This is a genomic window from Pseudomonas sp. ICMP 3272, from assembly GCF_001466905.1.
GTDB lineage: Bacteria > Pseudomonadota > Gammaproteobacteria > Pseudomonadales > Pseudomonadaceae > Aquipseudomonas > Aquipseudomonas amygdali.
Genome location: NZ_LKEK01000042.1, coordinates 100,972 through 127,473 on the forward strand (window position 1 = coordinate 100,972; position 26,502 = coordinate 127,473).

The 26,502-nt window shown below is 58.9% G+C and carries 21 protein-coding genes and 1 pseudogene; 15 read left to right on the forward strand and 7 right to left on the reverse strand.

Annotated features, from left to right (window positions below):
- Positions 1-156: 156 nt before the first annotated feature.
- The 8 genes from AO068_RS08580 to AO068_RS08615 all read left to right on the forward strand — a co-directional run bounded on the left by AO068_RS08580 (position 157) and on the right by AO068_RS08615 (position 8,606).
- Positions 157-1,788, forward strand: a complete 1,632-nt coding sequence (locus AO068_RS08580; RefSeq protein ID WP_058408137.1) for an ABC transporter substrate-binding protein — start codon at positions 157-159, stop codon at positions 1,786-1,788.
- Entirely contained in the window at positions 1,785-2,735 is a 951-nt protein-coding gene (locus tag AO068_RS08585; protein WP_058408138.1) for an ABC transporter permease, read from the forward strand. Before AO068_RS08580 ends, AO068_RS08585 begins: the two co-directional genes overlap by 4 nt.
- Positions 2,736-2,739: 4 nt before the next feature.
- Positions 2,740-3,672: an ABC transporter permease gene (locus tag AO068_RS08590; RefSeq protein ID WP_080394920.1), complete on the forward strand. Its 933-nt coding sequence runs from the start codon at positions 2,740-2,742 to the stop codon at positions 3,670-3,672.
- Positions 3,669-5,312 carry a dipeptide ABC transporter ATP-binding protein gene (locus AO068_RS08595; protein WP_058408139.1) on the forward strand — a complete coding sequence of 548 codons (1,644 nt, stop codon included), beginning with the start codon at positions 3,669-3,671 and terminating at the stop codon, positions 5,310-5,312. Before AO068_RS08590 ends, AO068_RS08595 begins: the two co-directional genes overlap by 4 nt.
- A 242-nt stretch (positions 5,313-5,554) precedes the next feature.
- Entirely contained in the window at positions 5,555-6,427 is an 873-nt protein-coding gene (ehuB, locus tag AO068_RS08600) for an ectoine/hydroxyectoine ABC transporter substrate-binding protein EhuB (RefSeq protein ID WP_058408140.1), read from the forward strand.
- Positions 6,428-6,484: 57 nt separating this feature from the next.
- Positions 6,485-7,162 carry an ectoine/hydroxyectoine ABC transporter permease subunit EhuC gene (ehuC, locus tag AO068_RS08605; RefSeq protein ID WP_058408141.1) on the forward strand — a complete coding sequence of 226 codons (678 nt, stop codon included), beginning with the start codon at positions 6,485-6,487 and terminating at the stop codon, positions 7,160-7,162.
- Positions 7,163-7,165: 3 nt separating this feature from the next.
- Complete coding sequence (ehuD, locus tag AO068_RS08610) at positions 7,166-7,816, forward strand: ectoine/hydroxyectoine ABC transporter permease subunit EhuD (protein ID WP_004664960.1); 651 nt, start codon at positions 7,166-7,168, stop codon at positions 7,814-7,816.
- Positions 7,809-8,606 carry an amino acid ABC transporter ATP-binding protein gene (locus AO068_RS08615; protein ID WP_058408142.1) on the forward strand — a complete coding sequence of 266 codons (798 nt, stop codon included), beginning with the start codon at positions 7,809-7,811 and terminating at the stop codon, positions 8,604-8,606. The genes ehuD and AO068_RS08615 overlap by 8 nt, the downstream gene beginning before the upstream one ends.
- 67 nt (positions 8,607-8,673) lie before the next feature.
- Here the strand turns inward: AO068_RS08615 and AO068_RS29700 are convergent, their stop codons facing one another.
- Together AO068_RS29700 and AO068_RS29705 are read right to left on the reverse strand one after the other, a co-directional pair.
- A complete protein-coding gene (locus AO068_RS29700; protein ID WP_404944469.1) occupies positions 8,674-9,546 on the reverse strand; it encodes a methyl-accepting chemotaxis protein in 873 nt (290 codons plus the stop codon).
- Between the two features lie 33 nt (positions 9,547-9,579).
- Positions 9,580-10,602 (reverse strand): annotated as a pseudogene (locus tag AO068_RS29705) (methyl-accepting chemotaxis protein); the annotation flags it as partial.
- A 315-nt stretch (positions 10,603-10,917) separates the two neighbouring features.
- Between AO068_RS29705 and mexE the strand changes: the two are divergent.
- The 5 genes from mexE (at position 10,918) to AO068_RS08650 (ending at position 18,847) form a co-directional block, all read left to right on the forward strand.
- A complete protein-coding gene (mexE, locus tag AO068_RS08630; protein ID WP_002553305.1) occupies positions 10,918-12,159 on the forward strand; it encodes a multidrug efflux RND transporter periplasmic adaptor subunit MexE in 1,242 nt (413 codons plus the stop codon).
- Between the two features lie 12 nt (positions 12,160-12,171).
- Positions 12,172-15,363, forward strand: coding sequence for an efflux RND transporter permease subunit (locus AO068_RS08635; RefSeq protein WP_058408144.1), 3,192 nt, complete (start codon positions 12,172-12,174; stop codon positions 15,361-15,363).
- On the forward strand, positions 15,363-16,760 hold the full coding sequence (locus AO068_RS08640; protein WP_005780332.1) for an efflux transporter outer membrane subunit: 1,398 nt from the start codon (positions 15,363-15,365) through the stop codon (positions 16,758-16,760). The genes AO068_RS08635 and AO068_RS08640 overlap by 1 nt, the downstream gene beginning before the upstream one ends.
- Positions 16,761-16,904: 144 nt before the next feature.
- Entirely contained in the window at positions 16,905-17,999 is a 1,095-nt protein-coding gene (locus tag AO068_RS08645; RefSeq protein WP_058402291.1) for a tetratricopeptide repeat protein, read from the forward strand.
- A gap of 485 nt (positions 18,000-18,484) precedes the next feature.
- Positions 18,485-18,847, forward strand: coding sequence for a histone-like nucleoid-structuring protein, MvaT/MvaU family (locus tag AO068_RS08650; RefSeq protein WP_002553302.1), 363 nt, complete (start codon positions 18,485-18,487; stop codon positions 18,845-18,847).
- Between the two features lie 485 nt (positions 18,848-19,332).
- On the opposite strand, the gene AO068_RS08655 is transcribed toward AO068_RS08650, so the two are convergent.
- Complete coding sequence (locus tag AO068_RS08655; RefSeq protein WP_058402290.1) at positions 19,333-19,941, reverse strand: DUF4946 domain-containing protein; 609 nt, start codon at positions 19,939-19,941, stop codon at positions 19,333-19,335.
- A 101-nt stretch (positions 19,942-20,042) separates the two neighbouring features.
- On the opposite strand from AO068_RS08655, the gene gloA reads away from it, so the two are divergent.
- A complete protein-coding gene (gloA, locus tag AO068_RS08660) occupies positions 20,043-20,564 on the forward strand; it encodes a lactoylglutathione lyase (RefSeq protein WP_058402289.1) in 522 nt (173 codons plus the stop codon).
- Between the two features lie 93 nt (positions 20,565-20,657).
- Here gloA and ahpF read toward each other — a convergent pair whose 3' ends face one another.
- The 3 genes from ahpF to AO068_RS08675 form a co-directional block, all read right to left on the reverse strand.
- Positions 20,658-22,220 (reverse strand): alkyl hydroperoxide reductase subunit F, encoded by a 1,563-nt coding sequence (gene ahpF / locus AO068_RS08665; protein ID WP_058408145.1) that lies wholly within the window; start codon positions 22,218-22,220, stop codon positions 20,658-20,660.
- Positions 22,221-22,344: 124 nt separating this feature from the next.
- A complete protein-coding gene (ahpC, locus tag AO068_RS08670) occupies positions 22,345-22,908 on the reverse strand; it encodes an alkyl hydroperoxide reductase subunit C (protein ID WP_002553298.1) in 564 nt (187 codons plus the stop codon).
- A 110-nt stretch (positions 22,909-23,018) separates the two neighbouring features.
- Complete coding sequence (locus AO068_RS08675) at positions 23,019-23,978, reverse strand: site-specific integrase (protein ID WP_058402287.1); 960 nt, start codon at positions 23,976-23,978, stop codon at positions 23,019-23,021.
- Positions 23,979-24,154: 176 nt separating this feature from the next.
- Between AO068_RS08675 and AO068_RS08680 the strand changes: the two genes are divergently transcribed.
- Positions 24,155-25,165, forward strand: a complete 1,011-nt coding sequence (locus tag AO068_RS08680; RefSeq protein ID WP_058402286.1) for a DNA-binding protein — start codon at positions 24,155-24,157, stop codon at positions 25,163-25,165.
- Between the two features lie 10 nt (positions 25,166-25,175).
- Here the strand turns inward: AO068_RS08680 and AO068_RS08685 are convergent, their stop codons facing one another.
- Positions 25,176-26,447 (reverse strand): hybrid sensor histidine kinase/response regulator, encoded by a 1,272-nt coding sequence (locus AO068_RS08685; protein ID WP_058402285.1) that lies wholly within the window; start codon positions 26,445-26,447, stop codon positions 25,176-25,178.
- Positions 26,448-26,502: the final 55 nt, after the last annotated feature.

Here is a 26,502-nt window from a genome sequence, read left to right on the forward strand (position 1 = left end):
TAGCTTAGAAGAAAAAATACTTTTACAGCCTCTTTCCATAAGCATACGGTCTTAAAACCAGCCGGATCGCTGCGCTCGACTTGAAGAGGACTTTTCCATGCATCGCACTCAACCCTCGACTTTCACCCACGGATTCGTATATCGGAGGACAGCGCGATGACCGTGCGCCCTCTTCTTGCACGCCTGTTATTCGCCGCCATTACTGCCCTCACCCTGCTCGGCTGCTCGCCCTCTGGCCAGGAAGGCCTGGCAAGCAAGACGCTTAAAGTCGCTTTCTTCAGAGACAACACCACGCTGGTCAGCCTTGATCCGTTCCAGGTGTACTGGCTGGAGCACCGCGTGGTGCTGCGTAATGTCGCCGAGTCGCTGACCGATCAGGACCCACAGACCGGCATTATCATTCCCTGGCTGGCAGAGCGCTGGGACGTCAGTGAAAACGCGCTGGAGTACACCTTCCACTTGCGCAAGGATGTGACGTTCAGCAATGGCACGCGCTTCGACGCACAGGCCGTAAAAACCGCCTACGACAGCAATAAAGCGTTTGCCGCGCAATTACCTGCAACCTTTGGCGCGACCTACCTGAAGGGTTACGACCACGCCGAAGTCGTGGACGATTTCACTGTAAAACTGGTGCTGGCCACGCCAAATGCGGGCTTTCTGCAAGCCACCTCCACCACCAATCTCGCCATTCTTGCTCCAGAGTCCTACGCACTCAGCGTCAAGGAGCGTTCGTTGGGCGCGATCATTGGCACCGGGCCATTCGTGCTGGAGCGCTACACACCTGAAAGCGGTTTGCGCCTGATCAAACGCAAGGGCTATGCCTGGCCATCGGCCAATGCGCAGAACAGGGGCGAGGCGCATCTGGATGCGGTCGAGGTCAGTTACGTTCCGGAAGAGAGCGTGCGCAATGGCCAGTTCGTTCAGGGCCAGGTCGATATCCTCTGGCCACGCAACCCGTTCTCCGAAGTGGACCTGAACCTGTTCAAATCCAGGGGCGCGACCATCCAGAGCCGCTCGCTGCCAGGGCCAGCATTGAACATGTACCCCAACACGCGCGGCAATCGCATCCTCGCTGACCGCAATGTGCGTCTGGCCCTGCAAAAGGCCATCGACCGCAAGACCTACGCCGCCACTGTCTACAACCCGCAATTTCCGGTGGTGTCGGGTATCTACGACGTCACCACGCCGTTTTACAAAAATCAATCCGACAAACTGGCCTATGATCCTCAGGGTGCAGAGCGCTTGCTCGACGAAGCTGGCTGGCAGAAGAACGCCGACGGCTATCGGTACAAGGACGGCAAACGACTGAAGCTGGCCTACAACCTGTCCCCCGCTGAAACCGCTGGTGATGTGCTGATTCAGGATCAGCTGCGCAAGGTGGGTATCGAGCTCAAGCTCAACGTGGTTACTACCGCCGAATGGGCAGCTGCCAATGCGGCAGGCAATTATGACCTGACGTCCACCTACATGACCCGCGCCGACCCGATCATCCTGCAGACCATCATCGACCCGCGCAGCGCCAACAGCTCGACATTGGCGACCAATCTTTACGCACCGCAAACACTGGCCAAAGCCCTGGAACTGTTTGACGCCGGGCTGACCGCCACGCGCAGCGAACAACGCGCAAAAGCCTATGGCGACCTGCAGGACCTGCTGATCGATGAAGGTTCGGCATTCCCGGTCTACGAGCGGGTCTGGCAAGCCGCCACGGCGAAAAACGTGCGTAACTTCCACTGGACGGCGGAAGGCTTTGCGCTGTTCAACGACATCGAGATCGTCACGCCATGAGCCGTTATATCCTCAGCCGGATCGCCCAGGCGCTGCTGGTACTCTGGGGTGCCTACAGCATCACCTATTTCATTCTGTATCTGCTGCCCGGCGATACCCTGTCGATCATGCTCAGCGCCTCAGGTGTCGAAATCGACTCCCTGTCCGCGCAGGACCTTGCTCAAGCCAAGCTCTATTACGGGCTGGACCGAGGCGTCTTCGAGCAATATGTCGATCTGCTGTGGGGCGCTGTTCAGGGTGACTTCGGCAATTCGCTGACACTCAATCGTCCGGTTTCGGAACTGCTGGTCGAACGTTTGCCGCAAACCCTGAGCCTGGCCGGGCTGGCCATTGTTCTGTCGCTGATCGGTGGCGTCGGGCTGGCTTATCTCACCGCCTACGTGCGCTGGCAGCCGTTGAAGGTCGCCTTGTCCCGGCTGCCGTCGCTGGGCTTCTCAGTACCGGTATTCTGGATGGGCCTGTTGTTCATTCAGCTGTTCGCATTCAGCCTTGGCTGGTTTCCAGCGACCGGCAATAAGGGCTTTTCCAGCCTGATATTGCCCGCTGTCACACTGGCGATCCCCAGCGCTGCAGTGTACGCGCAAGTTTTACAACGCGGCTTTCAGGGCGTCTGGAAAGAGCCCTACATCATTACCGCCTACGCCAAGGGCCTCACTCGCGCCCAGGTTCAGGCCCGCCATGCGTTCAAGAACGCTGCCTTGCCGCTGTTGACGCTGATCGGTCTGCAAGTGGGCAACACCGTGTCCGGTGCCGTGCTGGTGGAAACCATTTTCGCTCGCGCCGGGGTCGGTCGTCTTGCCCAGGAGGCCGTGCTGCGCCAGGACATTCCGGTGGTGCTGGCCATCGTTGCAGTCTCGGCAGCGGCTTTCGTCGTGGTCAATCTGATCGTTGACCTGTTGTACCCCGCGCTGGATCCGCGCATCGCCCACACGCCAAAGGTCTCCTGACGCCATGACTATCTTCGACAACCGCCTTGCGCGCCTGACCCGCCTTGTTGATTCCGCTCAAAACCTTCCCGGCAAAAACGCACCTGCCGCGCAGTGGCAGCGACGCAGCAGCCTGAGTCGCGCCGTGGAGGCCGCCAAGCCCCTGCTGCGCCGTCCGGGGTTTCTGCTTGCAGTGGCAATGGTCGCCTTTGCATTACTGGCCGCGCTGGCACCCAACCTGCTGAGCAGCTACGCACCTTACGCCACCTCGCCCAGCGACAAACTCACCGCGCCAAATGCCGCGCACTGGTTCGGCACCGACGAACTGGGCCGTGATCTCTACACTCGCGTGGTACACGGATCGAGCCTGTCGGTACAGGCCGCATTGCTGGCGGTGGGCATCGCCATGGCCGGAGGCCTGAGCCTGGGGGTGATTTCCGGTTTTGCAGGCGGGCGCATCGATGCGGTGATCATGCGCCTGATCGATGTATTGCTGGCCCTGCCCGGCCTTTTACTGGCGCTGGCGATTGTCACCGCCATCGGTTTCGGCACCATTCCGGTGGCCATCGCGGTGGGTGTAGGGATCATCCCCGGCTTCGCCCGCACAACCCGCGCCGAAGTGCTGCGGGTCAAGACCCTGCCTTACGTCGAAGCGGCGCGTCTGGGCGGTGCCAGCTGGACCCGAACCCTGCTGCGCCACATTTTGCCCAACGCCTGGGGCCCAGTTGCGGTGCTTGCCACACTGGATTTCGGTGCAGCGATTCTGGCGACTGCCGGGCTGAGTTTCCTCGGCTTCGGTGCCGAGCCACCGGCTGCCGAATGGGGCACGCTGATCGCCAACGGTCGTCACTTCCTGATGACCGCGCCTTGGGTGTCGCTGCTGCCTGGTCTGTTCGTGGTTGGCGTAGTGTTCAGCTTCAATCACATCGCCCGCACTCTGGAAGAGACTCAACGATGACCGATACCGCTCAACTGATCGACATTCGTCATCTGGGTGTCGCCTACCGTTTCGACGGCCAGACCAACCAGGCTGTACGCGGCGTCTCGTTTCAGGTGGCCAGGGGTGAAACCGTGGCAATTGTCGGAGAATCCGGGTCCGGCAAGTCGACCCTGGCCAACGCCATACTCGGCCTTTTGCCAGACAACGCGACCGTCACCGGCGGCGAGCTGCACGTCGATGGTCACGACCTGAGCCACGCCTCCGAGCGAGAAAAACGTCGGGTTCGCGGCAGCGTGATCGGTCTGGTCCCGCAAGACCCGATGGTCGGCCTCAACCCTACCCTGCGCATCGGCCGGCAAATTGCCGAAGCATTGATTCAAGCCCACGGCCGGCGTTACCCGGCAGTGGATGCCGATGTGCTGGAATTACTGCAGCAGGTCGGTCTGGACAAGCCGGTATTGCGCGCCCGCCAGTACCCGCACGAGCTATCCGGTGGCATGCGCCAGCGCGTGCTGATCGCCATCGCGTTGGCGGGCAATCCTCGCCTGATCATCGCCGATGAGCCCACCAGCGCTCTGGACGTGACAGTGCAGCGCAAAATCCTTGATCACCTGCAACGCCTGGTGGCCGAGCGCGGCATTTCCCTGCTGATCATTACCCACGATCTCGGCGTGGCTGCCGATCGTGCTGACCGTGTGCTGGTGATGAACAAGGGCGAGCTGGTCGAACAAGGCCCGCCGCAACAGATACTCATCACGCCTCGCCATACCTATACGCGCGCACTGATCGCGGCAGCACCGGCTTTCGGCCAACGCAAGAGCCCGGCAACAGTGCGTCCGGTATCGAGCAGCGACACGCCTCTGCTGACCCTGAGCAACATCGGCAAGACCTATCGCCTGCCCTACGTGAAAGGTGAAGACACAGGCTTCCAGGCATTGCAGGACGTCAACTTCAAGGTTTATCCCGGCCAGACCCTGGCCATCGTCGGCGAGTCCGGCTCTGGCAAAAGTACTGCACTGCGCATTGCGCTGGGCCTGGAAAAACCCACCCACGGGCGAGTTTTGCTGGACGGCCAGGATGTTACCGACCTGGGCTGGCGCGAATTCAGACCACTGCGGCGGCGTATCCAGTTAGTGCAACAAAACCCGTTCGCGGCACTTGATCCGCGCTTCACGCTATTCGAGAGCATCGTCGAGCCACTGGTCTCGTTCGGCCTGCTCAAAGGCCGCGAACTGGAGCAGGCCGCACGCCAGTTGATCGAGCGAGTGCACTTGCCCGTAGCGTACCTGGACCGGCTGCCCCGCGAGCTTTCCGGTGGCCAGCGTCAGCGCGTAGCAATTGCCAGAGCGCTGGCCCTGCAACCGGATCTGCTGCTGCTCGATGAGCCGGTTTCGGCACTGGACGTGTCGGTGCAGGCGCAGATTCTCGACTTGCTGGTCGAACTGCAATCCGAATCCGGCATCGCCTACGTGCTGGTTTCCCACGACCTGTCAGTCGTCGCCAGCGTTGCCCACCAGGTGCTGGTGCTCAAGCATGGCAAGACCGTCGAGCAGGGTCTGGCCGAGGATGTTTTTGCCAGACCTGAAGCGGCTTACACCCAGGAATTGATTGCTGCGATACCTGGCCGGCGTCTGGAGTTACAAACAGGGATGCACTGACAAATACCTGGGCTTGCATCAATTGGTCGCACGACGTTTGAAACCCATGGCGTCGGCGACTGCGTATATGCATATTCCTTATCGATATTTAAATTATCTTTTTAATAGCTATAGAGTTTCATCTTATGCACCAAACGTTGCCGAAGCAGGATGCAGGCAAGACCAGGCCAACTTGCGCACCTGACTCGCATGTTCAGGCTGCATCAGCAAGAAGCCCCTATCCCCCTACTTCGAGCACCGCAATGAAAGGCATCAACCCCCTGTCGTTCCCAGCCCTGATGGGTTCAGCGCTGTTGCTGAATGCCGTCATTTCGTTTCCCGCCCTGGCCGGGCTGTTGGAAAAAGGCCGCACTGACGGCTTGACCGCTGGCATCGCCAACGAACAGCCCTATGCCTACATCGGCACCGATGGCAAAGCGACCGGGGCCAACGTCGAGATACTGCGTGCAATCCTTGAACCGCTGGGCATCAAGCAGATCGAGACGCCCATCACTGACTTCGGTTCGCTGGTGCCGGGTCTGGCAGCAGGTCGTTTCGACTTGATCGGTGCAGGCCTGTTCATCAATCCGAATCGCTGCAAGGTCATCGCGTTCTCCAACCCGGTGACGCGATCCGGCGGTGCGTTCATTGTCAAAACCGGCAACCCGCTGAACCTGCACAGCCTCAAGGACGTCGCCAGCAACGCCAAGGTGCGCCTGGCCACGCAACCTGGCAGCAATCAGGTTCAGGAAGCCAAAGACAGCGGTATCGCCAACGGCAACGTGGTGTTGTTCGACAAGGACACCGAGGCATTGGCCGCCTTGCAGGCGGGTCGCGTGGACGTGGTGTATTTCCCGGATGCCGAAGTCATCAGTCTGATCAAGAAATCCAACAGTCCGGACATCGAGCGCGCCTTGCCTTTCGAGCAGATTCCGGACGCCAGTGGCAAACCGGGCTGGAATTACCACGCCTACGGCCTGCCAAAAAACGATCCGGCCTTCGAACAGGCTTTCAACGAACAACTGGCCAAACTCCGGGCGTCGGGCGAGCTGCTGAAAATCCTGCAGAAGTACGGCTACACCGAAAACGAACTGGCTGACCCGGCCATCACCGCAGCCCAACGCTGCAACCCATGATCTGCCCCGTCCCGCAAGGGCGCGCAGTAAACGGCCCTGACCCACACGAGTACGGCCATGCCTGTTGATGCTGCAACACTGGAAACCGCAGGTTTCATTGCCAGACAACTGGCCCACGGCGCTTGGATCACCCTGCAGATCACTGTGCTTGCCGAACTGCTGGTGCTGGTGCTCTCGTTTGTAATCGCCCTGATGCGCCTGTCGCCATTCAGGGCGTTACGCTGGTTCGCCATGGTGTATGTCGAGGTGCTGCGTGGCATCTCGGCATTGGTGCTGCTGTTTTACCTGTTCTTCATTCTGCCGCTGTTCGGCATCCGCCTGTCCCCCATGACCACTGGTGTGCTGGGGCTGGGCCTGACGTTTTCGGCGTATGGCGCGGAAATCATTCGCTCGGCACTGATCAACGTCAGCCAGGGCCAACGTGATGCCGTGCGTGCGCTGGACTTCGGGCCGATAAGCGCGTTTCGGCGAATCATTCTGCCGCAGGCCCTGCCGTTCATGATCCCGCCGATGGGTAATCAATTGGTCGAGCTGCTGAAAACCACGTCACTGGTCTCACTCATCACCCTCACCGACCTGACCTTTACCGGCAGTCAATTGATAACCACGCTGGGCCAGCAAACGCTGATCTGGAGCATCGTGCTGATCTGCTACTTCGTGATGGCCTGGCCGTTGAGCTGGCTGGTCAAGCGTTATGAGCAGCACGCCACCGCGTGGCGCACGGCCAGGGGATGAACGATGGAGTTTGATATAGCATTCGCCTGGTCGATTCTGCCGGAGCTGTTTCAGGGCTTGCTGGTGACCGTGCAGGTCGTGGTGCTGGGGTTCCTGCTCGCGGTTTTGCTCGGTCTGATCCTGGCCCTGACACTGCGCTCGCAGATAACCATCGTGCATCGCCTGAGCAAAGGCTACCTGAGCTTTTTCCGTAATACGCCGTTGATGGTCCAGTTGTATGTGCTGTTCTTCGCGCTGCCGCTGGCGGGCATCACCTTCCCGGCCATAACCACCGGTGTGATAGGTCTTGGCTGCTATTACGCGGCCTACATTGCCGAAGCGTATCGCGGTGCCATCGATGACATCCCTGCCGGGCAATGGGAAGCCGCACGCGCGCTGGACTTCAGCCGTGGCGACACCTGGCGGCGCATTATCCTGCCGCAGGCGTTGAAACCCATGCTGCCGGTGCTCGGCAATTACCTGATCGGCATGTTCAAGGAAACGCCGCTTCTGGCGGTGATTACCATCCCTGAACTGTTTCAGGCTGCCAAGCAGATCGCCGGCATGACCTATCGTTACAACGAACCGTACACAGTGATGGCGCTGATGTTTCTGGCGATCAGTGTGCCGACCTCGTTGCTGTTCAAATACCTGGAAAGGCGCAGCCATGTCTGATCTCGCACACACCGCAATCCTACCCGTCACCACTGCGCAGATACAGCTGAAACACGTGGTCAAGGACTTCGGCCGCAACCGGATCATCGACCGTCTGGACCTGAGCATTCCTCAAGGTCAGAAAGTCGCCTTGATCGGCCCCAGTGGCTCGGGTAAATCAACGGTATTGCGCCTCATCAAGGGGCTGGAAAACTATCAGCAAGGCAGCATAGAAGTCGCAGGCGAAGCAGTGCCCGCGCGCACATCCGGATGGCACTGGCCTGGCGCACGCAAGGCTCCGGTGGAACATCGGGTAGGCATGGTGTTCCAGCAGTTCAATCTGTTCCCACACCTCACCGTGCAGGAAAATGTCACCGAAGCACCACTACGGGTACTCAGACTGCCTCGCGAAGAGGCCCTTGAACGCGCGCATCAATACCTTGGGCTGGTCGGGCTCGCTCACAAGGCCGATGCCTACCCGAGCCAGCTTTCCGGTGGTCAGCAACAACGTGTAGCGATTGCCAGAGCGCTGGCCATGCGCCCGCAGGTCATGTTGTTCGATGAAGTCACCTCGGCGCTCGACCCGGAGCTGGTCGGCGAGGTGCTGTCAGTGATTCGCTCGATTGCCCACGAGTTTCAGATGACCATGTTACTGGTGACCCACGAGATGAAATTCGCTCAGGACATCGCTGACCGGGTGCTGTTCATGGAGGGAGGCCGCATCGTGGCAGACGGCACCCCGGGCGAAATTCTGCTGAATCCGCAAAACGAGCGAACCCGAAGGTTTTTGCAGTTGGTGGAGCAGCGCTGATTGCCAGCGCTGCTCTTTTTGCAGGGTGAGACTTTTGGGCCTCGCGACTTTTTGAAAGTGGCGGCAATCAGATCCGGAAGCGCGCAACCATGTCCTGCAGGTTGCTGCCCAGGCGCGCCAGTTCCACGGTAGACGCCGCGCTCTGCTCAGTGGCCGTGGCCGACTGATCGGCGATGTCCCGTACGCTGATGACACTGCGATTGATTTCGTCGGTGACGGCGCTCTGCTCTTCAGCGGCAGCAGAAATCTGTTGGCTCATCTGTTCGATGGTCCCAATCGAATGAGTGATTTCAAGCAGCGATTCTTCGGCCTGCCGCGCCAGCGCCACGGTGCCTTCGGTACGTTGACGGCTGGCATTCATCAGATCCGATGCCGCGCCGGTGCCATCCTGCAAGGACTTTATCAGCGCCTCGATTTCAGTCGTGGATGACTGTGTACGCTGAGCCAGCGAGCGCACCTCATCGGCCACCACGGCAAAGCCGCGCCCCTGCTCACCCGCACGTGCGGCTTCGATCGCCGCGTTGAGGGCCAACAGGTTGGTTTGTTCCGCGACCGCCTTGATCACATCAATGACACCGCCGATCTTGTCACTGTCCTGTATCAGGCGCTGCATGGCCTCGCCCAGTTGCCCCACTTCACCGGCAAGCTGGCTGATTTCACGCGTGGCGTGTTGCACCACGCTGCTGCCATGAGCAGCACGATCACTGGCTTGTCTGGCGGCCTGCGATGCATCTTCAGTGTTCTGCGCCACTTCCTGAACGGTAGACGCCATCTGGTTCATGGCGGTCGCCACCTGATCGACTTCCAGTTTCTGCTGAGTGACGCCCGCGCTGGTCTGTTCGCTGACGGCTGAAAGCTCCTCGGCCGCCGTGGCGATCTGTGTCACACCATTGCTGATACCGCCAATCAGGGTACGCAGCGATACGGTCATGTGTTGCATGGTGTTTTGCAGCAGGCCCAGCTCATCCTGGCGAGTGGTGCTGAGGTCATTGGTCAGATCGCCGTCGGCAATTCGACGCGCAGCGATCACCGTGGAATCGAGCGGACGAGTAATCTGACGGGTAATCAGGATCGCCGCGAAGATGCCCAGCAGCAATACGATCACCGCCACCATGAGCAACTGGGTGACCGCGCTGTCTTTTTCTTTATTGGCACTGACCACCTGGCCCGCCATCAGCTTTTCGGTACTTGTGACGATCTCCATTGACTGCTGGCGAAGGCTGTCGCGAATCTGATCGTTCTGTTGCATCAGCTGCGAGATGGAGACCATCAACGATTTGTACTGTTGCAGTGCCCTGAGCGCCTCATCCACTGCCGGGCCGGCCTTGTTCGGCAATTGGTTGCGCGCACTGCTCACCTTAGCGATCAGTGAGTCGGCAGCATCGAAGGTGATCTGCCTGTTTTCAGTGGTCGGGATACTGATATAACGGCGAAACACCAGGCGAAAACTGGTCATGCCATTGCGCAGGTCGCCGGCAATCTTTACCTGGTCGATACCGCTTTGATCCAGCGAGCGGGAAACGTCGTCGAAGGTCTTTTGCAGGAGTGTCTCGAAGCTTCCGCTCACCTGCTCGGAAATGGTGATCAACGGCTGCATGGCCTGATCAATTTGCCGATTATTATCGACCAACTGGCTGAACGTTTGTTTCAAGCCACCCACCTGATCGCGAATACCTCTGAGAATATCGGCATTGGCCGGAACAGTCAGAAGCTTCAGGCCGTCCTCGATGGTCTTGCCCAGGTTGTCCAAAGCGACCGTGTAGCCCTGCGAATTGCTCGCGTCAGGCTTGGCAGTATAGGCCTGCGCAGCGATCCTGAGGCTTAGCGCATCGGCCTTTACTTCAGAAACTTTGGCTGCCTTGCCCAGCCGCTCGATCAGCAGGTTGGTGCTGAGGTAGCCGATCGCGGTGACCGTCAGCACGCCCAGTAGTATCAGACCGAAGCCTATACTCAGCTTTTTGCTGACCTTCAAATTGTCCAGCCATGTCGACTTCATCAAACTTTTCCTCGGGATTTATCGTAATACTCAAGGATCGACTGTTCGCTGGACAACTTGATAGCGGCGGCGATTGCAAAGATTGATCGAAGAGATAGCAATATGACATGAGCTTTTTGGCTCGCCATAAGGGGAGCATTCTCAGCCCCGAATGCCTGGCCACCATCCACCTTGCGGGTCACCCGGAGGCAGGTTTTCGAAGACCTATGGGTACTCATCATTGCCAGTGATAGTAACCTTCGGTTTATTCGATTCGTTAATAACACCCTGTGCGCAACAGAATCCGCCCATTCTTTACTATCGGCGGAACTTCCCATGCACCAGACACTCAGCCATCTGCGCTACCCCCTCACCGCCCTCGCCCTTATCGTTATCAGTGCTTGCGGCCGCGCGCCGGAAGCCACCAGTGCGCCTGGCGCAGCCAAGGTCAGCGTGGCCAAGGTGCTGGAGCAGCCGATCAACGAATGGGATGAATTCACGGGTCGTCTTGAAGCACCGGAAACCGTCGAGGTTCGCCCAAGGGTATCTGGTCAGATCGATCAGGTAGCGTTCACCGACGGTTCGCTGGTCAAGAAAGGCGACCTGCTGTTCCAGATTGACCCGCGTCCGTTCCAGTCCGAAGTTCGTCGTCTTGAGGCACAACTGCAACAGGCCCGTGCCGTCGCACTGCGCAGTGACAATGAAGCCCAGCGCGGCGAGCGTCTGCGTACCAACAACGCGATTTCCGCCGAGCTGGCCGACTCGCGCACCACCTCGGCGCAGGAAGCCAAGGCCGGTGTCGCGGCCATTCAGGCGCAGCTGGATCTGGCTCGACTGAACCTCAGTTTTACCCGTGTTACCGCACCGATTACAGGTCGTGTCAGTCGCGCAGAAATCACTGCTGGCAACATTGTGACTGCAGATGTCACCGCGCTGACCAGCGTGGTCTCCACCGACAAGGTCTACGCCTACTTCGACGCTGACGAACGCGTGTTCCTCAAGTACACCGAGCTGGCCCGCAAAGGCCAGCGCGGCCAGACCACTCCGGTGTACCTGGGCCTGTCCAATGAAACCGGCAACCCGCACCTGGGCCAGATGAACTTTGTCGACAACCAGGTCAACCCCAGGACCGGCACCATTCGCGGTCGTGCGGTGTTCGATAACGCCGACGGGGATTTCACCCCCGGCCTGTATGCCCGTCTGAAACTGGTGGGCAGCGGCACTTACTCGGCGGTGCTGATCAATGACGAAGCAGTGGGCACCGACCTGGGCAAGAAGTTTGTGCTGGTCATGGACAAGGACAACAAGCCTGCCTATCGGGCTGTCGAGCTGGGCCCGAAAATCGAAGGCCTGCGCATTGTCCGTAACGGTCTGGGCAAGGACGACACCATCGTCGTCAAAGGCTTGCAGCGCGTGCGTCCCGGCCAGCCTGTGGACCCTGAAGTGACACCGATGGCCAGTGCCGACACCCTCGCAGCATTGCTCAAACAACGCCAGGCTCTCGAAGCCAGCAACCTGCCACAAGTGGCGCCCAAAGCGGCCGTCAAAATCGCCAGCGCCACTGCGCCGCGCGGCTAAGGGACTCGTCCGATGAACTTCTCCAAATTCTTTATTTCCCGGCCGATCTTTGCCGCAGTGCTGTCGCTGCTGATCCTGATCGCCGGTGCTATCTCACTGTTCCAGCTGCCGATCAGTGAATACCCGGAAGTAGTGCCGCCCACAGTAGTCGTACGCGCCAACTTTCCCGGCGCCAACCCCAAGGTGATCGGCGAAACCGTGGCCTCGCCACTGGAACAGGCGATTACCGGTGTCGAAGGCATGCTCTATATGTCTTCGCAGGCCACTGCCGATGGCAAGTTGACCCTCACTATCACCTTCGCACTGGGTACTGACCTGGACAATGCGCAGGTGCAGGTGCAGAACCGCGTGACCCGCAGCGAGCCGAAGCTGCCTGAAGAAGTGACACGCATCGGCATTACCGTGGACAAGGCCTCCCCCGACCTGACCATGGTTGTGCACCTGACCTCGCCGGACCAGCGCTACGACATGCTGTACCTGTCCAACTACGCCGTGCTCAATATCAAGGATGAGCTCGCGCGACTGGGCGGTGTCGGTGACGTGCAACTGTTCGGTATGGGCGATTATTCGCTGCGGGTCTGGCTGGACCCGAACAAGACTGCCTCACGCAACCTGACCGCCACCGATGTGGTCAATGCGATTCGCGAGCAGAACCGTCAGGTTGCCGCAGGTCAGCTGGGCTCCCCGCCCTCGCCGAATGCCACCAGTTTTCAGATGTCGATCAACACCCAGGGCCGTCTGGTCACCGAGGAGGAGTTCGAGAACGTTGTGGTTCGTGCCGGCGCAGACGGCGAAATCACTCGCCTGAAAGACGTTGCGCGCGTCGAGCTGGGCTCCAGCCAGTATGCGCTGCGCTCGCTGCTGAACAATCAGCCTGCCGTGGCCATCCCTATTTTCCAGCGGCCCGGCTCCAACGCCATCGACATCTCCAACGATGTACGGGCCAGAATGGCCGAGCTGAAAAAGAGCTTCCCGGAAGGCATGGACTACAGCATCGTCTATGACCCGACGATCTTCGTGCGCGGCTCCATCGAGGCGGTGATTCACACCCTGTTTGAAGCACTGATCCTGGTCGTGCTGGTGGTGATCCTGTTCCTGCAGACCTGGCGCGCTTCGATCATCCCGCTGGTGGCCGTACCGGTGTCGCTGATCGGCACCTTTGCCGTCATGCACATGTTCGGCTTCTCTCTGAACGCGCTGTCATTGTTCGGGCTGGTGCTGGCAATCGGCATCGTGGTGGACGACGCCATCGTGGTGGTGGAGAACGTCGAACGAAACATCGAGCTGGGGCTTGAACCGGTTGAGGCCACGCACAAAGCCATGGCCGAAGTGACCGGACCGATCATCGCCACCGCGCTGGTGCTGTGCGCCGTGTTTGTACCGGCAGCGTTCATTTCCGGCCTGACCGGACAGTTCTACAAGCAGTTCGCACTGACCATCGCCATCTCGACAGTGATTTCGGCCTTCAACTCGCTGACCCTGTCGCCTGCGCTGGCCGCGGTACTGCTCAAAGGCCACGATGCGCCCAAGGATCGTTTCTCGCGTTTCCTTGAAAGAATCCTTGGCGGCTGGCTGTTCCGTCCGTTCAACCGCTTCTTCGAAAAAGCCAGCCATGGCTATGTCGGCACCGTCGCGAGAGTCATTCGCAGCAGCGGCATCGCGCTGTTGGTGTATGCAGGCCTGATGGTCCTGACCTGGCTGGGTTTCGCCAGCACGCCGACCGGTTTTGTTCCCAGCCAGGACAAGCAATACCTGGTGGCCTTTGCTCAACTGCCGGATGCTGCCAGCCTCGACCGAACCGAAGATGTCATCAAGCGCATGTCCGAGCTGGCACTCAAACAGCCGGGCGTGGAAAACGCGATTGCCTTCCCCGGCCTGTCGATCAACGGCTTCACCAACAGCCCGAACAACGGCGTGGTGTTCGTCGCCCTCAAACCGTTTGACGAGCGCAAGGACCCCAGCCTGTCGGCCAACGCCATTGCCGGCGCCCTGAACGGCCAGTTCGCCTCTATCCAGGAAGCGTACATGGCGATCTTCCCGCCACCTCCGGTACAGGGGCTAGGCACCATCGGCGGTTTCCGACTGCAGATAGAGGACCGTGGCAACCTGGGTTACGACGAGTTGTACAAGGAAACCCAGAACATCATTGCCAAGAGCCGCAGCGTGCCGGAACTGGCCGGGTTGTTCACCAGCTACACCGTCAACGTTCCGCAGGTGGATGCCGCCATCGACCGCGAGAAGGCCAAGACGCATGGCGTTGCGGTCAGCGATATCTTTGACACCCTGCAGGTTTATCTGGGCTCGCTGTATGCCAACGACTTCAACCGTTTTGGCCGCACGTATCAGGTCAATGTCCAGGCAGAGCAGCAGTTCCGTCAGGATGCCGACCAGATCGGTCAGCTCAAGGTGCGCAACAATCTGGGGGAAATGATCCCGCTGGCAACCTTCGTAAAAGTCAGTGACACCGCAGGTCCCGACCGCGTAATGCACTACAACGGCTTCATAACGGCAGAAATCAACGGTGCTGCCGGTCCGGGCTTCAGCTCTGGTCAGGCGCAGGCGGCGGTCGAGAAACTGCTGCGTGAAGAGCTGCCCAACGGCATGGTTTACGAGTGGACTGACCTTACGTACCAACAGATTCTTTCAGGCAACACGGCGCTGTTCGTCTTTCCGCTGTGTGTTCTGCTGGCATTTTTGGTACTGGCGGCTCAGTACGAAAGCTGGAGCCTGCCGTTGGCGGTGATCCTGATCGTACCAATGACTCTGCTTTCGGCGATTGCCGGGGTGATGATTGCCGGTAGCGACAACAACATCTTCACCCAGATTGGTCTGATCGTACTGGTGGGCCTGGCGTGCAAGAATGCGATTCTGATCGTCGAGTTCGCCAAGGACAAACAGGCCGAGGGCATGAGCCCGCTGGATGCTGTCCTGGAAGCATGCCGACTGCGCCTGCGTCCGATTCTGATGACGTCCTTCGCGTTCATCATGGGCGTAGTACCACTGGTGCTTTCCAGCGGTGCAGGTGCGGAAATGCGCCATGCCATGGGGGTCGCCGTGTTCTCCGGGATGCTGGGGGTCACGTTCTTCGGCCTGCTGCTGACGCCGGTGTTCTACGTGCTTATCCGTAATTACGTCGAACGCCAGGAGGCCCGCAAGGCCGCCAAGGCACAAAGACTGCAAAACCTGCCTGCGGAGATGCATTGATGAGCGCGTTCAAACTTTTCCTCCCGAGCCTGCTGGTCATGGCGCTGGCGGCCTGCGCCGTCGGCCCGGACTACAAGGCACCGGTTACGGCGCCAGCACAACTGGCGTCCGCAGCCCAGGGCAACTATGACCGCAGCAAAGTGGACACCGTCTGGTGGCAGCAGTTTGAGGACCCTACCCTCAATAAACTGGTGGCCCGGTCGCTGGACGGCAACCGCGATCTGCGTGTTGCCTTTGCCCGCCTGAAAGCTGCACGGGCGATTCGCGATGACGTTGCCAACGACGCCATGCCGGTGATCACCAGCCGGGCCAGCAGTGACCTGGGCAAGGGTCAACAACCTGGTGTTACCGAGCGGCGCGTCAATAGCGAGCGGTATGACCTTGGCCTGGACATGGCCTGGGAGGTCGACCTGTTCGGACGTATTCAGCGCCAACTGGAAGCCAGCGATGCCGATCAGGAAGCCGCCGAAGCCAACCTGTATCAGCTTCAGGTCACTCTGATTGCCGAGGTGGTCGACGCCTACGGGCAGCTACGCGGCGCACAGCTGCGTGAAGCCATCGCCCGCGACAACCTGAAAAACCAGCAGAGCTCTCAGGACGTGACCACACAGCTGCGTGATGCCGGCGTGGGCAATGAACTGGACGTGGTGCGTGCCGAGGCACGACTGGCAGCCGTTGAAGCGACCGTGCCGCAGTTGCAGGCCGAACAGGTTCGCCAACGCAATCGTATCGCCACGTTGCTGGGCGAGCGCCCGGAAAACCTCAGCGTCGACCTGAGCCCGAGCAAACTGCCTGCTATCGCCAAGGCCCTGCCGATTGGCGACCCAACACAGGTGCTGCGCAATCGGCCCGACATTCGCGCCGCCGAACGCCAACTGGCCGCCTCGACCGCACGCATCGGCGTGGCGACCGCCGATCTGTTTCCGCGGGTCAGTCTGAGCGGCTTTCTGGGCTTTACCGCTGGCCGCGGCTCGCAGATCGGTTCGTCAGCGGCCAAAGCCTGGTCACTCGGCCCCAGCATCACCTGGGCAGCTTTCGATCTGGGCAGCGTCAGGGCGCAGATTCGCAGCGCCGATGCCGACGCCGAGGGCGCGCTGGCCAACTATGAGCAGCAGGTATTGCTCGCCCTGGAGGAGTCGGAGAACGCCTTCAGCGATTACGACAAACGCCAGCAACGGCTGGTTTCGCTGATGCGCCAAAGCGATGCGAGTCGCTCCGCAGCCAGGCTGGCTTCAGTGCAGTACCGCGAAGGCACAGCGGACTTCCTGGTCCTGCTGGATGCCGAGCGCGAGCGTCTGGCCGCTGAAGACTCTCAGGCACAGGCAGAAATCGAGCTGTACCGCGGCATCGTAGCCATTTACAAGGCACTGGGTGGCGGCTGGCAACCTCAGGCCTGATACACCGAACAGGCCGTAAACCCGCCCCGCGCCCATTCAGGACGCGGGGCTTTTTTTGTCCGTAAGCCGACGGCATCATGATTGCCGTTTGACAGCTGCCACCCACTCCCCGAAGCTGCAACCCGTCAAGCATTGGAAATCGATATGCCCAGACTTTCTACCAAGGGGTTATCGCCTCAACCCACTACTCGACATCGCTGGCTGATCGGCGCAGCGGCTGCGGCGATGCTGGCGCTATCACTGGCCTTCTGGTGGTGGCGCCTGCCCGTTCAGACCGTTCCCGCCAGGTTGAGCCACACCTACGCTCAGGCACTGGAACAGGCGCACGACGGCAAGCCCGGCGCTGCACGCGTGCTGTACCAACAACTGGCACGAACCGACCTGTCTGACGAGCAGCGCATCAACCTGCTCGCCGAATTGAGCGACTACCCCAGCCCTCAGGCCCTCAAATTGCTCGATGCCGCGCTGGGTGACCGATCCGCACAGGTGCGCGAAGCGGCTATCGATGTCAGCGTCAGACTGGTCTCCAACAGCCAGCGCAGCCTGCTGCTGGGCCCATTGCTGGACGACGACGAACAATCCGTCAGATTCCGCGCCACCAGTGCCCTGCTCGGCCTGTCACCAGATGAACTGGGGCTGTACTTTGCCGTGCTGCAGCAAAGTGCCGAGGCGTTTCAGGAGTCGCTGAAGAGCCAGCCGCAAAGCGCACAAAACCAGTTGCAACTGGCCAGACTGTACCTGCAGACCGGCGACCTGGAGCCGGCAGTCGCCGCGCTACAGAGGGCCACAGCCCTGGACCCGGGCAATATTGAAGCAGCGCTGGCGCACATTGAGCTGCTGGACCGCAAGGGCCAGGCTGAGCAGGCACGCAGCCTTTTCGCCCAGTTGCTGGAACATAACCCCGGTTCGTCCATGCTCCAGCACGCACTGGGCATGTGGCTGCTTAACCACGGGCAGGCAGAATTTGCCGTGCTCAGCCTGGCGAAGGCTACAGAGCTGGCACCTGATAACACCGACTATCGCTATGACCTGGCGGTTGCCCTGCATTCGTTGCACGAGCTTGAGGCGGCGCAGAGGCAGTTGACGCAGATTGTTCAGAGCCAGCCTGCGAACCGCAAGGCCAGAGTGCTGCTGATTCAATACTGGAAAGAAAACGGTCAGTTGCAAAACGTGCAGATTCTGCTGGCGGAGCTCGAGCAGCAGAACCCCGACGACCCGGTGCTGCAACAGGGACTGTAGGGTCAGAAAGGCAAAAAAAGGCAGGCCAAGGGCCATCTTTGATGCGGCTACACGCCCTTTCATCCGCTGCCTTCAGACATTTCTACTCTTTCCGCATCTGCCAGCCCCCATGTCTGTCAGATGTTTCTCCTTTTAAGCCGTCCCGTGTCGCATGGCACGTTTTCCATCAGCGACTAATGTCGGAAATAACTTACACAACAGCTCGCCTGATAACGCAGGCTTCATTGCCTATATCCAACATTCTCCACCACGACTATTTAACGAATTTGAAAAAGGCTATTTTCTAACTGAAAAAAAAGGTGCATCATTTGCGGGCTACTGAGTTATAACTATCCTCTGTCTGCGCAATGACAAGCCGCAAAGGCCATGTTTCAGCATAGAAACCGCAGGTACAGGGCAGCATCGAGTGAGCGAATCGGTCAATCAGTTTTGTCTCATCGCTTTATAGGGCTGACAACAGCCATTACATTGTTGGAGTGTATTACTTGTCCAGACTTGCCGAGTTTCGAGCAGCAGAGAAAGCCCTTCAAGAACAGCTGGCACAGCTGGAATCCTTGAAGAATGACGCCGGGTTGAAGAAGGAAATCGAGTTCGAGCAAAAGCTCCAGGACCTGATGGGCACCTACGGCAAAAGCCTGCGTGACATCATCGCAATCCTTGATCCTTCAAGCGCTACGTCGCTGGTCGCACCCGCCGGGCCAAAGCGCCGTCGTGCACGCGTGGTCAAGGTTTACCAGAACCCGCATACCGGCGAGCTGATTGAAACCAAGGGTGGTAACCACCGCGGTCTCAAGGCGTGGAAAGAGCAGTACGGTGTAGACACTGTTGATTCGTGGCTTCGCGCCTGATTGAAACTTTGTCAATTGAAGCCCTGCACTTGCGGGGCTTTTTTTATCTACCCGTACGTCAACTGAGCACCTGCACACTGCATCTGCCTGATCAAACGCCCATACACAGTTGACTGCCTGCCCGCCCATGACATTCATACACATGATTAAGTGAACTGCTCGGTACATGTACTTCCAGCGCGTCAGGCATTAATACCGTTGAAATAATGACGCCAATAAAAATTCATCGATTATTCGATTCAGCACGCAGTTACAAACCTGAACACTTGCTGAAATGTGTAGAGTAATTATTCGGTTTATTCGGTGTAATGAGCGATAAGACAATTTGTTACTGCGTGCTTCGCCGCATCGAAAATCGGCGGATGACCGACACCGCGCAGCTTCACACTTTTTTCACATGGATTCTCGGATGATGAAGACCGCTAAAGGAATAGCGCCCCATGCCCGCCTCGGCGGGCTTCTTTTTGCCTGCGAAAAAGCAGGTATCACTGCGCATCGTCCAGTCGCAGGCTCTCGCGGATACGCAACGCCTCGTCCTTGTTGGCCGTGTATCCATCTGCTGATCCCGCGTAGGACAACGACCAGGCCATTTCTTTACTGGCAGCCGCTACCAGCGTCTGGGTCAACACATGCACGCCGTTCTGGGTGATGGTGCAGGTGGTTTCCAGTGCCGGCACGACGCTGAGCCGGCTCTCACGCACATGCGTGCAGACGCTCTGCAGGCCGCTGCGGGCAAAATTGACCTGAACCGACTTGCGCATCTCCAGCAGTACGCCCTGGACATTGACCTCATGCCCGGGCGTCAGGCGTGTCTGGGTCAGCTCCATGACCATCAGCGGGTTTCCACTTTGATCGTTTTTCACCGCGCGCTGTCTGACTTGCACGGACGGTTGCACGGGCTTGCCCGACTCGGTCGGCAGCGACTCGACCTCCCAGCCTGCGGGCCAGATGATCATCGCATCGGCGGCATGAGTCTGTGCAGTGCCCAGCAGCAGGAGCAGGCACAGGCCTGGCAAGGAGCATCGGTATTGCGAAAGGATCATGGTCAGGTCGCCAGAACAGGTGGCCGGAAATTCTGAGCCTGTTGCCGGCATCGAGCAAGACCGAAGCGACGTTATCCGAGCGAGGGTTTGGCACTGCCCGCCCTGCCCCGTATCATTTGGCATTATTTGTACATTCTGTTGGAGACACATTGATGAGCTTGCACGAACTCAACACACTACCGGGCGTTACCGCCGCCCCTGAAGCGGCTACCCGGCAGTTTGTGTTCAACCACACCATGCTGCGCGTCAAGGACATCACCAAATCGCTGGATTTCTACACCCGCGTGCTCGGCTTCAGCCTGGTTGAAAAGCGTGACTTCCCGGAAGCCGAATTCAGCCTCTACTTCCTCGCGCTGGTGGACAAGGCGCAGATTCCGGAAGACGACAAAGCCCGCAACGAGTGGATGAAATCGATCCCCGGCATTCTGGAGCTGACCCATAACCACGGTACTGAAAGCGATGCCACAGCGTCTTACCATAACGGTAACAGCGACCCGCGCGGCTTTGGCCATATCTGCGTGTCGGTCCCGGATGTGAAAGTCGCCTGCGAGCGTTTTGAAAGCCTGGGCGTCGACTTTCAGAAGCGCTTGTCCGATGGCCGCATGAACAGCCTGGCCTTTATCAAGGACCCGGACGGCTACTGGGTAGAGATCATCCAGCCAACGCCGCTCTGAGACTGCCGGTGATCGCTTCGGCAAGGAGCGATCCGCGTAGAAAGCAAAAAGCCCCATGATCGCTCACGGGGCTTTTCGTTTACCGCTCTCCGATCAGGCCGGGGCGGAAGTACGGATCAGGTGGTCAAAGGCACTCAGGGAGGCTTTGGCACCCTCGCCCAGGGCGATGATGATCTGTTTGTACGGTGCAACCGTCACGTCACCGGCAGCGAAGATGCCTGGCACCGAGGTTTCACCGCGAGGATCGACCACGATCTCGCCGCGCGGCGACAACTCGATGGCACCTTTGAGCCATTCACTGTTGGGCAGCAGGCCAATCTGCACGAAGATACCTTCGAGCGGTACGTTGATCTCTTCGCCTGTGGTGCGGTTCTTGTAGCGCAGGCCGTTGACCTTCTGCTCATCACCTGTCACTTCAGTGGTTTGCGCACTGGTGATCACGGTAACGTTCGGCAGGCTGTGCAGTTTGCGCTGCAAGACGGCGTCGGCACGCAGTTGCACATCGAATTCCAGCAGCGTCACGTGTGACACGATACCCGCCAGATCGATTGCCGCCTCGACACCCGAGTTACCGCCACCAATCACGGCAACGCGCTTGCCCTTGAACAACGGACCGTCGCAGTGCGGGCAATAAGCCACGCCCTTGTTACGGTATTGCTGCTCACCCGGTACATTCATCTCCCTCCAGCGTGCACCGGTGGCAAGAATGACGGTCTTGGCCTTGAGGCTGGCACCGCTGGCGAATTTAACTTCGTGCAGCTCACCGGCCGCGCCTGGAATCAGCTTGTCGGCGCGTTGCAGGTTCATGATGTCGACTTCGTACTGCTTGACGTGTTCTTCGAGCGCAACGGCCAGCTTCGGGCCTTCGGTGTGCTGTACCGAAATAAAGTTCTCGATGGCCATGGTGTCGAGCACCTGACCGCCGAAACGCTCGGCTGCAACACCGGTACGAATGCCTTTGCGGGCTGCGTAAACCGCAGCAGCCGAACCAGCAGGACCGCCGCCCACTACCAGTACATCAAAAGCCTGTTTGGCGTTGAGTTTTTCCGCCTGACGCGCACCGGCACCGGTGTCGATCTTGGCCAGAATTTCTTCCAGGCCCATGCGGCCCTGACCGAAAAGCTCGCCATTCAGATAGATGCTGGGCACCGACATGATCTTGCGATCGGTGACTTCGTCCTGGAACAGTGCACCGTCGATAGCGACGTGCTTGATGCCAGGGTTCAATACTGCCATCAGGTTCAATGCCTGGACGACGTCCGGGCAGTTCTGGCAGGACTGCGAGAAATAGGTTTCGAAATGGAATTCGCCTTGAAGAGCGCGAACCTGTTCGATGGTTTCCGCACTGACCTTGGGTGGGTAGCCGCCAACTTGCAGCAGCGCCAGGACCAGCGAGGTGAATTCGTGGCCCATGGGGATACCGGCAAAACGCAGGCTGATATCGTGGCCAGGGCTGCTCAGCGAGAACGACGGAGTACGCGCGTCGGTGCCGCTGTCATTCAGGGTGACGTCCTTGGAGACACTGATCACATCATTGAGCAGTGCGAGCATTTCCTGAGACTTCGCGCCGTCATCAAGGGACGCGACGATCTCGATGGGGCGAGTAACCCGCTCCAGATAGGATTTCAACTGGGCTTTAAGATTGGCGTCCAACATGTGGCGGCTTCCTGTTTACAAAGGGTAGAAATAACAACGCCCAGGCGATTACCGCCCGGGCGTTTTTTGGGGCGATGCGGTTTACTTGCTCAAGAGCTCAACGCCCCCAGCCGATTCATGCGACTCAGATCTTGCCAACCAGGTCCAGGGACGGAGCCAGAGTAGCTTCGCCTTCTTTCCACTTGGCTGGGCAGACTTCGCCCGGGTGAGCGGCAACGTACTGAGCAGCCTTGATCTTGCGCAGCAGCTCGGAAGCGTCACGGCCAACACCGCCGTCGTTCAGCTCGACGATTTTGATCTGACCTTCAGGGTTGATCACGAACGTACCGCGATCCGCCAGACCGGCTTCTTCGATCAGCACGTCGAAGTTGCGCGAGATAGTCAGGGTCGGGTCACCGATCATGGTGTACTGGATCTTGCCGATTGCAGGCGAAGTGTTGTGCCATGCAGCGTGAGCAAAGTGGGTGTCGGTCGAAACGCTGTAGATCTCGACGCCCAGCTTCTTGAACTCTTCGTAGTTGTCAGCCAAGTCTTCCAGCTCGGTCGGGCAAACGAAGGTGAAGTCGGCCGGGTAGAAGAATACGACAGACCACTTGCCTTTGAAGTCGGCGTCCGAAACGTCAACGAAAGCGCCGTTCTTAAACGCGGTAGCCTTGAACGGTTTTACTTGGCTGTTGATGATAGGCATCGGTATATCTCCTGATGGGTTGGATGGGTTGTTAATTCGATGGAGTGAAGCTTACGCATGATCAGTGACAATCGCTCATTGGCAAACCTGATGTCACTGATTGCTTTTCACTATGAAGGCAGCTTATCGATAGAAGAAACCTTCGACCCGTTCCCTGTCTCCAGGTTGCCCGGGAACGGCGCGGCGTCAATGTAGCGCATCGCCGACTTGATGTCCCTCCAGCCTACATAAGACATCAGTGACTTGAGGTCCCAGCCATTGCTGTGCGCCCAACTGGCGAAGCCGCGGCGTAGCGAGTGACTGGTGTAGTGCTCGGCGGCAATGCCTGCACGCTGGAGAGCCTGACGCAGCAACGGGATAACGCTGTTGGCGTGCAGCCCCTCCTCGCCAAGATTACCCCATCGATCCACCGCCCGAAACACCGGACCGCGCACCAGCGCAGCGCAATTGATCCACTCTATATAAGCCTGCACCGGGCACAGCCGCTGCAAGGCGGGGGTCTGATACGTTCTGCCCAGGTTATCGCGATCACCCTTGCTGCGCGGCAGATAAAGGCTGATGCCCGAGTGGGCGATGGCCTTGACGTCCTGCACTTGCAGGCGACAAAGCTCGTCGCTGCGAAAGCCGCGCCAGAACCCCAGCAGAATCAGCGCCGAATCCCGACGACAACGCAATCGGCGCGGCTGATCGTGTTGCGCCTCTGCATCACGTATCTCGCTCTCCAGCCAGGCGATGACTTTCTCCAGGTCCTGCAACTGCAAAGGCTCGGCCTGCTTCTCTTGTGCCGGATGCAATGCACGAATGCCCTTGATGACCTTACGCACCATGGGCGCCTTGGTGGGATCGGCAAAACCCTGACTGACATGCCATTGCGCCAGCGCTGACAGGCGTAGTTTCAAGGTGTTGACCGATAACTTTCCGGCATGGCTGGCCAGGTAGCGCGCCACGCTTTCGCTGGTCGCCGGCAGAAACCCGCCCCACGTCACTTCGAAATGCTCGATGGCCGCCCGATAACTGCGGCGCGTGTTGTCACGGGTTGCGGCATCGATATAGCGATCAACGTCATTCATGGTTCAAGCCTGCACGGTGTACCGGAGAAAGCGCCGAAAAATGAACTGACAACGCCTGACACGGGATAATACGCCAATATCACGGGTTAATTAATTCAAAAAATGGCAAATAATTTCGAATGATATAGTATGTAATTACAGGGTACATACCACAGTACGAAATCGTAGGGGAATACATGGCTCGGGGCGGCGTAAACAAGGCGTTGGTGCAGAAAGCAAGGGCTTCCCTGCTGTCCAGAGGTGAAAACCCCAGTATTGATGCTGTACGTATCGAAATGGGTAACACCGGCTCGAAAACCACGATTCACCGGTATCTCAAGGAACTCGACGCCACGCATGCGCCAGCGCCGGACATCAATGAGGAATTGAGCGGCCTGGTAGCTCATCTTGCCCAGCGTCTTCAGGAGCAGGCTCAGGAACGCATTGATCAGGCCTGCAACACGTATCAGGCCGATCGCGCCACCCTGCAGCAACAATTGGCGGCGGCTCAGCAACAGATCAGCGAACTGCAGGAACATGCGCAGCAACGTCACGAGGCTCTGGAACAGCAGGCTGCCGCCCTGCTTCGCACGCAAAATGCCCTGCAAACCGAACAGACCGAGCACGCCAGACTGCTTCAGGCCAACCAGGACCTGGAGTCGCGCCTGCACGACAAGGACGGCCAGATCCACTCGCTTGAAGAAAAACATCAGCACGCCCGTGAAGCGCTGGAACACTATCGCAACTCGATCAGAGAGCAGCGCGAGCAGGAACAGCAACGCCACGAAGGTCAGGTTCAGCAACTGCAAATGGAACTTCGACAGGCGCAGCAAGGCATCGCCATGCGCCAGGAAGACATCACACAGCTGAATCGTGACAACGAGAGATTACTGGCTGAAAACCGCAGCACCCTGCGTGAACTGCACGAACGAAAAGACCTGCTGAACCAGGCCACTACCCAGGCTGCCGCTCTGGCAGAACAACAGCATCACGCCCGCACCCAATGCGCTCTGCTGGAAGAACGGTTACGCAGCCTGATGGAAGAAAGCACCACGCTCCAGCGGACCATGACAGAGCTACGGCAGCAGAACCGGATGCTGGAACTGCTGCTGACCAAGAAGGAAGCAGCACTGGAAAACCTGCAGAACGGCCTCAGCCAGCCTGATAAACCCACGACCACTGGAAAAAAGCCAAAAGGCAAGGCATGAGAAGCAACGCTCAGGCAGCCATTACTGCGCAAGACAAGAGCAGATGAACCTGAGTGCCCTGACCTTCCTGGCTTTTTATCTGCACATGCCCGCCCGCCTGCTTGATGAAACCGTAGACCATGGACAAACCCAGCCCCGTTCCCTGCCCTACGGGCTTGGTGGTGAAAAACGGGTCGAACGCCCGGTCGATGACGTCTTGAGCCATTCCACAGCCATTATCTTCTACGCTGAGCCGCACATAATCACCAGGTGCCAGCCCGTCTTTCTGAGCGGCAAGTGTTAACCGCTGGCTGCGCACCCGGAGCGCCCCTCCGACCGCAACAGCGTCACGCGCGTTGATCACCAGATTCAACAAGGCATTTTCCAGTTGATGCTCATCCGTACGCACGCAATTCAACCCCTCCTCCAGCTCGATGCGCAATTGCGCGCGAGCGCCGACCGTACCTCGCAGCAGCTCTTCCATAGACCGGACCATATGATTGATATCCACTGCCGTGACATTCAGCGACTGACGACGAGCAAATGTCAGCAGCCTCCGGGTCAACGCAGCCGCACGATTTGCGGAACTGGTCGCAGCGTCCAGATAACGATCAACTTCCTCCACCCGGCCTGCCGCCACGCGGATCCGGATCATGTCCAGGGCACCCATTACGCCGGAAAGCACATTGTTGAAGTCGTGGGCGATGCCGCCCGTCAACTGGCCAATTGCGTCCATTTTTTGCGCATGGCGCAAGACCTCTTCAGCCATTGCTCGCTCGACGATTTCGGCCTGCAAAAATTCATTGGCGGTTGCCAGCTCGCGAGTGCGCTCGGCAACGCGTAACTCGAGACTTTCATTGAGTTCGCGCAACGCCTCTTCAGCGTTGACCTGAGCCGTAATATCGGTGTGAGTACCCAGCCAGTGAGTGATGTGGCCCTGCACATCGCGCATGGGCAGTGCACGCGACAGAAACCAGCTGAAGGCACCGTCCTTGCCGCGCAGTGGAAAGGTGTCTTCCCAGATCGAGCCCGTTGAAAAGCAGTACTGCAAATGCGCCAGCACACGCTCACGATGCTCGGGATGCAGTATCGAACGCCAGCCCAGAGCCGTCATCGCCTCGAACGACGTCCCGGTGTATGCGTACCAGCGCTCGTTATACCAATGGGCCTGCCCGCGAGGACTTGCAGTCCAGGCCAACTGACTCATGTTGTCAGCCAGGGTTCTGAACTGATGCTCGCTTTCACGCAATGCATCAATGTGCTGCGCGATTTCACAATCCTGCCCGGCCAGATGCAGGCGCATTCCGGCCGATGATTTTTCTCTGTTCACGTCGGGATCCGTCCTTTTCAAGCCTTGT

What these genes read in the sequence shown, in the direction of transcription:
- AO068_RS08580 (WP_058408137.1), top strand. Translation starts at nt 157, where the DNA reads ATGACCGTGCGCCCTCTTCTTGCACGCCTGTTATTCGCCGCCATTACT.
- AO068_RS08585 (WP_058408138.1), top strand. Translation starts at nt 1,785, where the DNA reads ATGAGCCGTTATATCCTCAGCCGGATCGCCCAGGCGCTGCTGGTACTC.
- AO068_RS08590 (WP_080394920.1), top strand. Translation starts at nt 2,740, where the DNA reads ATGACTATCTTCGACAACCGCCTTGCGCGCCTGACCCGCCTTGTTGAT.
- AO068_RS08595 (WP_058408139.1), top strand. Translation starts at nt 3,669, where the DNA reads ATGACCGATACCGCTCAACTGATCGACATTCGTCATCTGGGTGTCGCC.
- ehuB (WP_058408140.1), top strand. Translation starts at nt 5,555, where the DNA reads ATGAAAGGCATCAACCCCCTGTCGTTCCCAGCCCTGATGGGTTCAGCG.
- ehuC (WP_058408141.1), top strand. Translation starts at nt 6,485, where the DNA reads ATGCCTGTTGATGCTGCAACACTGGAAACCGCAGGTTTCATTGCCAGA.
- ehuD (WP_004664960.1), top strand. Translation starts at nt 7,166, where the DNA reads ATGGAGTTTGATATAGCATTCGCCTGGTCGATTCTGCCGGAGCTGTTT.
- AO068_RS08615 (WP_058408142.1), top strand. Translation starts at nt 7,809, where the DNA reads ATGTCTGATCTCGCACACACCGCAATCCTACCCGTCACCACTGCGCAG.
- AO068_RS29700 (WP_404944469.1), bottom strand. Translation starts at nt 9,546, where the DNA reads ATGCAACACATGACCGTATCGCTGCGTACCCTGATTGGCGGTATCAGC.
- mexE (WP_002553305.1), top strand. Translation starts at nt 10,918, where the DNA reads ATGCACCAGACACTCAGCCATCTGCGCTACCCCCTCACCGCCCTCGCC.
- AO068_RS08635 (WP_058408144.1), top strand. Translation starts at nt 12,172, where the DNA reads ATGAACTTCTCCAAATTCTTTATTTCCCGGCCGATCTTTGCCGCAGTG.
- AO068_RS08640 (WP_005780332.1), top strand. Translation starts at nt 15,363, where the DNA reads ATGAGCGCGTTCAAACTTTTCCTCCCGAGCCTGCTGGTCATGGCGCTG.
- AO068_RS08645 (WP_058402291.1), top strand. Translation starts at nt 16,905, where the DNA reads ATGCCCAGACTTTCTACCAAGGGGTTATCGCCTCAACCCACTACTCGA.
- AO068_RS08655 (WP_058402290.1), bottom strand. Translation starts at nt 19,941, where the DNA reads ATGCCGGCAACAGGCTCAGAATTTCCGGCCACCTGTTCTGGCGACCTG.
- gloA (WP_058402289.1), top strand. Translation starts at nt 20,043, where the DNA reads ATGAGCTTGCACGAACTCAACACACTACCGGGCGTTACCGCCGCCCCT.
- ahpF (WP_058408145.1), bottom strand. Translation starts at nt 22,220, where the DNA reads ATGTTGGACGCCAATCTTAAAGCCCAGTTGAAATCCTATCTGGAGCGG.
- ahpC (WP_002553298.1), bottom strand. Translation starts at nt 22,908, where the DNA reads ATGCCTATCATCAACAGCCAAGTAAAACCGTTCAAGGCTACCGCGTTT.
- AO068_RS08675 (WP_058402287.1), bottom strand. Translation starts at nt 23,978, where the DNA reads ATGAATGACGTTGATCGCTATATCGATGCCGCAACCCGTGACAACACG.
- AO068_RS08680 (WP_058402286.1), top strand. Translation starts at nt 24,155, where the DNA reads ATGGCTCGGGGCGGCGTAAACAAGGCGTTGGTGCAGAAAGCAAGGGCT.
- AO068_RS08685 (WP_058402285.1), bottom strand. Translation starts at nt 26,447, where the DNA reads ATGCGCCTGCATCTGGCCGGGCAGGATTGTGAAATCGCGCAGCACATT.